Source organism: Methylobacterium sp. P5_C11, from assembly GCF_054049775.1.
Window position 1 is genome coordinate 1 of sequence record NZ_JBFULS010000091.1, and the last position, 10,473, is coordinate 10,473.

The 10,473-nt window shown below is 71.3% G+C and carries 4 protein-coding genes; all 4 read left to right on the forward strand.

The window, feature by feature from the left end; all coding sequences use genetic code 11:
• A partial coding sequence (locus tag ACXJKQ_RS26815) for an amino acid adenylation domain-containing protein (protein WP_457108716.1) occupies positions 1-4,945 on the forward strand: 4,945 nt, incomplete at its 5' end.
• Positions 4,942-7,710 carry a condensation domain-containing protein gene (locus ACXJKQ_RS26820; protein ID WP_457108717.1) on the forward strand — a complete coding sequence of 923 codons (2,769 nt, stop codon included), beginning with the start codon at positions 4,942-4,944 and terminating at the stop codon, positions 7,708-7,710. The genes ACXJKQ_RS26815 and ACXJKQ_RS26820, both read left to right, overlap by 4 nt.
• Positions 7,707-8,879 carry an alpha/beta hydrolase family protein gene (locus ACXJKQ_RS26825; protein WP_457108718.1) on the forward strand — a complete coding sequence of 391 codons (1,173 nt, stop codon included), beginning with the start codon at positions 7,707-7,709 and terminating at the stop codon, positions 8,877-8,879. Before ACXJKQ_RS26820 ends, ACXJKQ_RS26825 begins: the two co-directional genes overlap by 4 nt.
• 165 nt (positions 8,880-9,044) lie before the next feature.
• Complete coding sequence (locus tag ACXJKQ_RS26830) at positions 9,045-10,472, forward strand: mannose-1-phosphate guanylyltransferase/mannose-6-phosphate isomerase (RefSeq protein WP_457108719.1); 1,428 nt, start codon at positions 9,045-9,047, stop codon at positions 10,470-10,472.
• Position 10,473: the final 1 nt, after the last annotated feature.

Below are 10,473 nucleotides of genomic sequence, written 5' to 3' on the forward strand. Positions count from 1 at the left end.
GGCCCCGGCCGCGGCCGCGCCCATCCCGTCGGCCCCCGTCGCGGCCCTGGCGGCGGCCCCGGTTCCGGTGAGCCTCCCGCTCGCCTTCGTCGGCACCGGCGCCGCGCCGGGCGACAGCGGCCTCCACGGGCTCCTGCACGCGCAGCTCTCGGCGATGCAGACCCTCCTCGCGCAGCAGTGCAGCCTGCTCGGCGCCGCTCCGGCCGCCCCCGTGCCTCAGAGCGTCGTTGCCGCCGCGCCGGCCGCCGCTGTCGCGGCTCCTGCTGCGGCCCCTGCTGCCGCGCCGGCCGCGGCGCCTGAGCCCGCCTCCCGAGCCGCCATCCCGGTCTCCGACGAGGGGTCCTCCCGCCACCGCCTCTACCGGCCCGGCGCCAGCGCGGTCGGCGAGATCACGCCGCGCCAGCGCAGCTTCATCGACGATCTGGTGGCCCGCTACAACGCGCGCACGCCGCTCTCCAAGGAGCGCGCGCAGGCCTTCCGGTCAGTTCTCGCGGATCCGCGCAGCGCCGCGGGCTTCCGCCAGGAGTGGAAGGAACTCGTCTACCCGGTGATCTGCGAGCGCTCGAAGGGGTCGCGGATCTGGGACGTCGACGGCAACGAGTACGTCGACCTCGTCAACGGGTTCGGGCAGACGGCCTTCGGCCACGCCCCGGACTTCGTGATCGACGCGGTGAAGGCGCAGCTCGATCGCGGCTTTGCCATCGGCCCGCAGAGCCCGCTCGCCGGCGAGACGGCGGCCCTGTTCGCCGAGCTCACCGGCAACGAGCGCGTGACCTTCTGCAACACCGGGTCCGAGGCCGTGATGGCGGCGATGCGCATCGCCCGCACGGTGACGGGCCGCGACAAGGTCGTGATCTTCTCCGGCGACTATCATGGCCAGTTCGACGAGGTGCTCGTGAAGGCGTCCGGCCGCAGCGGCACGATCGGGGCGGTCCCAGTCGCGCCCGGCATCCCGCGGGAGGGCGTCAGCAACATGGTGGTGCTGCCCTACCTCGCGCCCGAGAGTCTCGCCTGGATCCGGGACAACGCGGAGGACATCGCGGCGGTCATCGTCGAGCCCGTCCAGAGCCGCCACCCCGACGTGGCGCCGGAGCCGTTCCTGCGCGAACTGCGCGCGATCACGGAGGCGAGCGGCACCGCCTTCGTCTTCGACGAGGTGATCACGGGCTTCCGGGTCCACCCCGGCGGCATGCAGGCCGTGCTCGGCATCCGGGCCGACCTTGCCACCTACGGCAAGGTGGTGGGCGGCGGCATGCCGGTGGGGATCCTGGCCGGCAGCGCCCGGTTCATGGACGCCCTCGACGGCGGACAGTGGTGCTACGGCGACGCGTCGTTCCCCGAGGTCGCCCCGACCTTCTTCGCGGGCACCTTCGTGCGCCATCCCCTGGTCCTGGCCGCGGTCCACGCGGTCCTGCTCCATCTCAAGGAGCACGGGCCGGCGCTGCAGGAGACCCTCTCGGAGCGCATGCGGCTCCTCGTGGAGCGCCTGAACGACGACCTCGCCCGGCGCGGGCTCGGTTCTCGGATCGAGCGCTGCAGCAGCTGGTTCTACTTCGACACCACGCGGGAAGGCCGGCTCGGGAGCCTGATCTTCCCGTACATGCGGCTTCACGGGATCCACATCCTCGAGGGCTTCCCGTGCTTCATCACCACGGCGCATTCGGACGCGGACCTGGAGCGGATCGCGCGGGTGTTCACCCGCGCCCTCGACGATCTCCAGGAGGCCGGCGTCCTCACGCCGGTGGCGCCCGCGCTGCCGGCCGCCGATGAGGCGGTGGTGCGCGTCCTCCCGAGCGAGACGCCCCTGACGCAGGCGCAGAAGGAAGTCTGGCTCGCAGCCCAGCTGGGCGACAGCGCCTCCTGTGCCTTCAACGAGTCGGTGTCGCTCCACCTCACCGGCAGCCTCGACCGGGCGGCCCTCGAGGGGGCGCTCGACGACCTCGTAGCCCGGCACGATGCCATGCGGGCGCGGATCGGGCGAAGCGGCGCGACCATGCAGGTCGCCGACAGCTTCAAGCTGGAACTGCCCTGCGTCGATCTCACCGGCGCGCCCGACCCGGAGGCCGCGTTCGCCGAACTCCTCGCCGCGGACGCCCGGACGCCCTTCGCGATGGCGACCGGCCCGCTCGTGCGGTGCAGGCTCGTCACCCGCGCGGCGGATCGGCACGTGCTCGTGCTGACCGCGCACCACATCGTCTGCGACGGCTGGTCGATCAACATCCTGATGGGCGAACTCGCGGCCCTCTACACCGCCCGCCGCGCGGGCCGGACCGCCGATCTGCCGGCGCCCCTGCCGTTCCGGCAATACGCCCTCGACACCGCCGCCCAGGACACCGGCGCGGTCTCCGACTTCTGGCGCCGCGAGTTCGAGGTGCTGCCCCGGCCGGTGGATCTGCCGACCGACCGTGCCCCGGTCCAGCCGAAATCCTTCCGCGGCGCGACGCTGACGACCTGGATCGAGGGCGACCTGACCCGGGCGGTGAAGACGGCCGCGGCGCGCGAGGGCTGCACGCTCTTCGCGGCCCTGTTCGCGGCCTCGCAGGTGCTGTTCGGACGCCTCGCCGGCTCGCAGGACGTGGTGATGGCCGTGCCGAGTGCCGCGCAGAACGGGCTCGACGAGGCGATCCTCGTCGGCCACTGCGTGAACTTCCTGCCGCTGCGTGCGCCCTTCGCCGGCGACGAGGCCTTCGCGGCTCACCTCCGGACGGTGAGGGACAAGGTCCTCGCTGCCTTCGATGAGCCGGACACGACCCTCGGCACGCTGGTCCAGCGCCTCGAGATCCCGCGCGAACTCAACCGGCTGCCCCTGACCAGCATCCAGTTCAACCTCGAGCGGCTGAACGACAAGCTCGACTTCGCGGGGCTCGACGCGCATTTCACGTCGAACCCGAAGGCCTTCGTCAACTTCGACCTGTTCCTCAACATCGCCGAGACGAATGACGGCCTGAAGATCGATTGCGACTACAGCACGGACCTGTTCGACGCGGCGACGATCGACCGCTGGATCGGCCACCTTCGGACCATCCTGGCCGCGGTCGCCGCGGATCCGGCCTGCCGGATCGAGGCCCTGCCCATCCTGTCCGGGGACGAGGTGCGCTGGCTGGTGGAGGATCTCAACCGGTCCCCCGCCGTCGCGCAGGACGAGGCCACGGTCGACGCCCTCGTCACCGCCCAGGCCGCGCGGACGCCGGACGCGATCGCGATCGACTGCGGCAGCGCGAGCTGGAGCTACCGTCAGCTCGCGGAGCGGGCCACCGCGATCGCCCGCTGCGTCCGGGCGCAGGCGGGTGCCACGCCCTCCCGCGTCGGCCTCGCCGTCGAGCGTTCCCCCGACATGGTCGCGGCGATGCTCGGCATCATGATGGCCGGCCACGCCTACGTGCCCCTCGACTCGGCGCATCCGCTCGCGCGGTCGCGCCAGGTCCTCGCCGCCGCCGAGCCGGCCCTCCTGCTCTGCGACGGACCGACGACCGCCGCCATCGCGGAGGGCGGCCTGCCGCTCCTGCGGATCGATCGGCCGCTGCCCGAGGCCGCCCCGCTCCCGGCCGATGCGGCGGCGACGCCCGACCGGGCCGCGTACGTCATGTTCACCTCGGGCTCGACCGGCACGCCCAAGGGTGTCGAGGTCGGTCACGCCTCGGTCGTCAACCTCCTGCGCTCGATGGCGGTCGAGCCCGGCTTCGGCGCGGACGATACGCTGCTCGCCGTGACCACGACCACCTTCGACATCTCGGTCCTCGAGCTGTTCCTGCCGCTGATCCTCGGCGGCCGCACGGTGATCGCGGACCGGGATGAGGTGCGGGGCGGCTTCGGCCTGCTCGGCCGGATCAAGACCTCGGGTGCCACCGTGATGCAGGCCACGCCCTCGCTCTGGCGGATCCTGCTGGAGGCGGGTTTCGAGCCGGGACCGGGCCTCAAGATGCTCTGCGGCGGCGAACCGCTGCCGCGCGACCTCGCGGACGCGCTCCTCGCGAAGGGCGGTGAACTCTGGAACCTCTACGGGCCGACCGAGACCACCATCTGGTCGAGCGTGGCCCGGGTCGGTGCCGGTCCGATCACCATCGGCGGTCCCGTCGCCCGGACCCAGCTCTACGTCCTCGACCGCGACGCGGCGCTCGCCCCCGTCGGGGTCCTCGGCGACCTCTACATCGGTGGTGCGGGCCTCGCGCACGGCTACTTCCAGCGCGAGGACCTGACGGCCGACGCCTTCCGCGAGATCGCGGTCCCGGGCCGGGGCGTCGAGCGCCTCTATCGGACGGGCGACCTCGCCCGCCGCGGGCCGGACGGCGCCATCCACCTGAGCGGGCGGGCCGACCAGCAGATCAAGCTGCGCGGCTTCCGGATCGACCTGGAGGAGATCGAGACGGTCGTGCGCGCCTATCCGGGCGTCGCGGCGAGCGCCGTCGGCCTCGTCAAGCGCGGCGACGCCGCGAGCCTCGTCGGTTACTACGTCGCGGCGAGCGAGAGCGTGACGCCGGCCGGCCTCGCCGCCCACGTGGCGGCCAAGCTGCCCGACTACATGGTCCCGGCGCTCTGGCAGAGCCTCGATGCGCTGCCGATGACGGCCAACGGCAAGCTCGACCGCAAGAGCCTGCCCGAGCCGGACGCCGCCGCGCGGCGGGATGACCGCCCGATCGTGCTGCCGCGCAATCCCCGCGAGGCGCAGATCGCGGCGATCTGGAAGAGCGTCCTGAAGGTCGACGACATCGGGGTCGACGACAACATCTTCGCCCTCGGCGCCGACTCGATCCACGTCTTCCGGATCGCGGCCCGGCTGATGGACGAGAAGATCGAGCTTGAGGCGAAGCACGTGCTCGAACACCCGACGATCGCGGCGCTCGCCGCCATCGCGGATCAGGCCACGACGGGCGCATCCGTCATGGCGCTGCCCTCGCTCCGCGCCTTCCGGCGCGACGCCACGAACCTGAACGGGAGCGCCCGATGACCGGCCGTCCGATCCAGATCGCGAGCCATCCGGCACCCGAGGCGCTGATCTTTCCCTGCTCCTCGTCGCAGCGGCGCTGCTGGTTCATCGACCTGCTACGGCCTGGCTCGACGATCCTCAACATCGCCCTTCGGTGGGAGCTCGAGGGACAGTTCTCACCGGCCATCGTCGAACGGGCGTTCCAGGCCCTGGTCGACCGGCACGAGATCCTGCGGACCCGCTTCTACGAGCTGGACGGCGAGCCGGTGCAGGAGGTGATGCCCCACCTCCGCTTCAAGCTCTCGCAGGTCGACCTCACCATCGTGCCGGAGGCCGCGCGGGCCGAGGAAGCCCTCGACCTCGCCAAGCGCGAGGCGATGGTGCCGTTCCAGCTGGACCGGCTGCCGCTGCTGCGCGTCACCCTCATCCGGCTCAGCGCGGAGAACGCCGTTCTCCTCGTCACGGTCCACCAGATCGCGTTCGACGGCTTCTCGATCAGCCTGCTCGCCCGCGAATTCGGCATGGTCGCCGCCGCCTTGCAGGGCGGCACCGACCCGGCCCTGCCCGAACTCCCGATGCAGTACGGCGACTACGCCCGTTGGCAGAAGGCGATGTTCAGCAGCCGCGGCTTCCAGGCAGAGGCCGAATACTGGCGCCGGCACCTCACCGACGCACCCTATTTCGAGGTCGGCGCGGATTTCCCGCGCCCGGAGACGCCGACCTCGAACGGCGAGATCATCGCGCAGATGCTCCCGCACGATTTCGGCGACGCCCTCGACGCCGCCGCCAAGGCCGAGCAGGTGACGCTCTTCGGCCTCGGCTACGCGGCGGTGGCGGCGGCCCTGCACCGCTTCACCGGTGAGACCGATGTGGTCATCGGGACCCAGCTCGCCTCGCGACACCACCCCGATCTGGAAGTGCTGATCGGCGTCTTTCTCAACAACCTGGTTCTGCGCATCGACGCGGCGGGCGACCCGAGCCTGCGCGACTTCATGCGGCGCGCCAACCGCACCGTGCAGGACGCGCTGATCAATCAGCAGATGCCCTTCGACCATCTGGTCGAACTCCTGAACCCGCCGCGCGACCCGTCCCGGACGCCGCTGATCTCGATCAACTTCGCGGTGCTCCACGAGGTCATCCGCGAGGACACGTACGGCCAGTTCAATCTGAAGGCGAAGCCGTCGCTGTCGCCCGGCTCGCTCTACGAGCTGAACTTCTTCCTGGTGCGCTGGCCGAGCGGCTGGCGCCTCGCCCTCGAATACAACACCGACCTCTTCACGCGTGCGACCGCCGACGCCCTGCTCGCGGCCTGGCGGGCGGCCCTGGATCAGGTCCTCGAGGACGCCGAGGCGCCGCTCTCGGCGCTGCCGATCGCCACGCAGCTGACGGCCGGCCCTGCGAATGCCGAGGACCTCGCCGCCGTCGAGGAGGCCCTGCTCCGCGACGCCCTCGTGGCGGAGGCCGTCGCGGTCCCGGCCGCCGGCCGGGAGGCCGACGCCGCGCCCTACGCCTTCGTCGTCCCGGCCGACCATGTCCGCCAGCCGCTCGAGACGCTTCCGGCGACGCTCATGGGCCATCTCGCGCGGGATGCCGGGCTGCGCCGGCCGCCCGCGGGCGTGAGCGTCCTGCTCGCCCTGCCGCGGACGGCGAGCGGGGCGGTCGACCGCCGTGCCCTGCCGCCGGCGCCGCGCATCGTCCCCCCGGCTCCGGCCGCCGACGCGCCGTCCGCCGATCTCGAAGCGATGATCCGGTCGGTCTGGGAGGAAATCCTCGGCGTCGCCCCCGTGCACGCGGATTCGAACTTCTTCGATCTCGGCGGACACTCGCTCCTGGCGGTGCGGATCTGCGTCCAGGTGGGACGAAAGCTGGGACGCCCGGTCGAGGTCGTCTCCCTGTTCCGCTCACCCACCCTGAAGGCTTTCGCCCAGTACGTCGCCTCCCTCCAGCCGGCGGCCGATGACGGGCAGATCGTCGTCGTGCAGCCCCATGGCGACGGGACGCCGGTGATCGCCATCAATCACCTGCTGTCCTACCGGGACCTCGCCCAGGCCGTCGGGCAGGACCGGCCCTTCTACAGCATCCAGACGATGGATTCGGCCGGCGTCCCGGAGGAGGACGGTCGATCGCTCGAGGAGATCGCCAGCGACTACGTTCGCCTCATCCGCCGGGTCCAGCCCCGCGGGCCCTACATCCTGTTCGGGCTCTGCGTCCACGGGGTCATCGGCTACGAGATCGCGCAGCAGCTGGAGGCCGACGGCGAGGCGGTGGAGCTGCTGGCCTTCGTGAACGGCTGGCATCCGACCTATTACGAGCGCCTGCCGTTCCGGAAGCGGGCTCAGATCCGGCTCCGGCACGTGCGCGAGAGCCTCGGCCTCGTGGTGAAGGGCAAGAAGACCGTCGCGGAATTCCTCGGGAATTACTCGATCACCCACCGGCTCGGCATCCTGAAGGTTCTGCTGTTCCTCAAGCTGATCAAGGAAATGCCGCCGCGGACCGGCTCCAAGACCGCCGACAGCTGGCTCCTCTATCTCATGAACGCGCGTAATTTGTATCGGCCACAGCCCTATGCGGGGCGCGTCCTGCAGTTCCTGGGTGATGAATCGCCCCACGGCCCCGGCTTCGACGACACCCTGGGCTGGACCGGCACGATCACGGGTCCCATGATCGTTCAGCTGATCAGCGATCCGGACGTCAAGGCACTCGACGACCCGGCGCTGACCGTCCTCGCGCAGCGCCTGCACGCGGGGCTCGCCAGCTTGGCGAGAACGGAGCGCGCGTTCAAATGACTGCGTCAGGGCGCGGGCGCGGCAGGCGTCTGGCGATCGCCCTGACGGCCTGCCTCCTGGCGTCCGTCGCCGCGATCGCGGTCCTCGCCCGGGAGCATCTGCGCGCGCTCGCCTTCCTGGACTTGCCGCGGCCCGTGCAGACCGGGGCTTTCCCGGTCGGCAGAAGCACCGTCACGGTCGGCGATCATCGGTCCGTCGACCTGTGGTACCCGGCCGCGACCGACGGCATCGGCCTCGCCGCTCGGATCAAGGCCGTCGTGCTGGCTCAGATGACGCCGACGCAGGCGGTCGCGCCGTGGGATGTCCCGCCCGCCACGGGCGCACCGCACCCCCTCGTGCTCCTTCTGCCGTCATGGTTCTCGGAGCGGCACGAGAACACCTTCCTGGCCGCCGATCTCGCGAGCCACGGCTTCGTGGTTGCCGCCGTGGATGACGTCATCCACGGCGCGCCGCTGGCCGGCGAGGACCGTGCCGCGCAGGTTTCCGCCCTCGACTTCGAATCCGAGGATCGCTTCACGGCCTCCCGCACGCTGTCCCGGCGGCGGGTGCTCCTGGCCGCCCGGACGGCCGACGCGACGCTCGACGCGCTCATTCGCGATCCCGCCGTCGCACCGATGATCGATCCCGCCCGCATCGGGGTCCTGGGCTTCTCCTTCGGCGGCAGCGTGGCGGCCGCGATGGCCCGGGATACGGCCCGCGTGCGCGCCGCGATCAACCTCGACGGCGACGTGATCGCGACCGAGATCTGGCCGCCGGCGGTGCCGTATCTCTTCCTGACGAGCGATCTCCCCTATCCATCGGCGGCCGATCTCGCCTCGGGCGATCTTCCGTTCCGGTTCGAGAGCGTCACGACCCGCGACACGTACGATCTCCATGATCGGCCCGACATGCCGCGCGACAGCGTGGCCTTCAGCGTCAGGGACGCGACGCACACGGATTTCTCGGATCGCCTGTCCATTCCGCCGTTCCGCGCGCTGTTCGACGCGCGGCCCCTCGACCGGCGCCGCCTCAGGTCCGATCTCGACACCCTGATCGTCGCGTTCCTCGCCAGACATCTCCAGGGCGGGGCCGACATCGCGGAGAGCGATGCGCCGCCGGCGCGGTTCAGGCCGCTGCCGCGTCCGCCACCGACCGGCGGCTTGGCCGCGAGGACCTTGTCCGGCCCGTAGCGCGCGGGCCGTCGGGACCTGCCGCGGCCGGGTCCGGCTCACGCATCGGTGTTCGGTGTGCGTGCGTTTTGCGGCTTCTAAGTAATTGCGCGTTATTTCAATTTTTGTCTACGATGCGATGTAGATATCCGTCGTTTTTCGGCAATTTCTCGAGAGTTAATATTGATGTCGAGCAGCGCTGCGGTGAGGCCCGTGATCCTGTGTGGAGGGACGGGGACGCGTCTGTGGCCGGCGTCTCGGGAGAGCATGCCGAAGCAGTTCGCCCGGCTGGTGGACGCGACGACCTCGACCTTCCAGGCGACGCTGGCGCGGGTGTCGGACGCTTCCGTGTTCGCGAAGGCGACCGTGATCGCCTCGGCGGAGGCCCGCTTCATCGTCGCCGAGCAGCGCGACCAGCTGGGTCTGTCGGCCGACATCCTGCTCGAGCCGCAGGGCCGGGACTCCGCCGCCGCCGTGGCGGTGGCGGCGCTGCACGCCGCGGCCAGCGACCCGCAGGCCGTGGTGCTGATCCTGGCGGCCGACCACGTCGTGCCCGACACGGACGCCTTCGTGGACGCGGTGCGGCGCGCGGCCGAAGGTGCCCGGGCCGGCTACACGATGACGCTCGGCATCGAGCCCGACCGCCCGGCCACCGATTACGGCTACATCCGCCGCGGCACGCCGATCCCCGAGGCGCCGGGCGCGGCCCGGGTGGAGAAGTTCGTCGAGAAGCCCGACCGGTCCGGCGCCGAGGCGCTGATCACCGACGGCGCCCTGTGGAACTCGGGCTACTTCCTGTTCCGCGCCGACCTGATGCTGGCCGAGCTGGAGGCGTTCGTGCCCGAGGTGCTGTCCGCCGCGCAGGCGGCGTACGCGGCGGCGGTGACCGACCTCGACTTCGTGCGCCTGGACGCGGCGGCCTTCGCGCGGGCGCCCAGGATCTCGATCGACTACGCGGTGATGGAGCGCACCGCCCGGGCCGGGGTGCTGCCGGTGTCGTTTGCGTGGTCGGATGTCGGCACCTGGGACGCGGTCTGGCAGGTGCTGGACCACGACGCGGAAGGCAACGCCGTGCGCGGCCGGGTGTCGCTGATCGACACGAAGAACAGCCTCGTGCACAGCCAGGGCGAGGGCCTGACCGCGGTGGTCGGCCTGGAGGACGTCGTGGTGGTCTCGACCCCCGACGCGGTGCTGGTGGCGTCCAAGGCGCATTCGGGCCAGGTCAAGGAGCTGGTCACGGCGCTGCGGGCCGCAGGCGCGCCGGAGGCGGACGCGCATCTGCGGATGTACCGGCCGTGGGGCTGGTACCAGCGGATCGACCTCGGCGAGCGGTTCCAGGTGAAGCGGATCCAGGTGGTGCCGGGTGGGCGCCTGTCGCTGCAGAAGCACTACCACCGGGCCGAGCACTGGGTGGTGGTGCGCGGCACCGCCGAGGTGACGATCGACGACCGGATCGTGCTGGTCCACGAGAACGAGGCGGTCTACCTGCCGATCGGCTCGATGCATCGCCTGGCCAATCCGGGCAAGATCCCCCTGGAGCTGATCGAGGTCCAGGTCGGATCCTACACCGGCGAGGACGACATCATCCGCGTCGAGGATATCTACGGACGCTGAG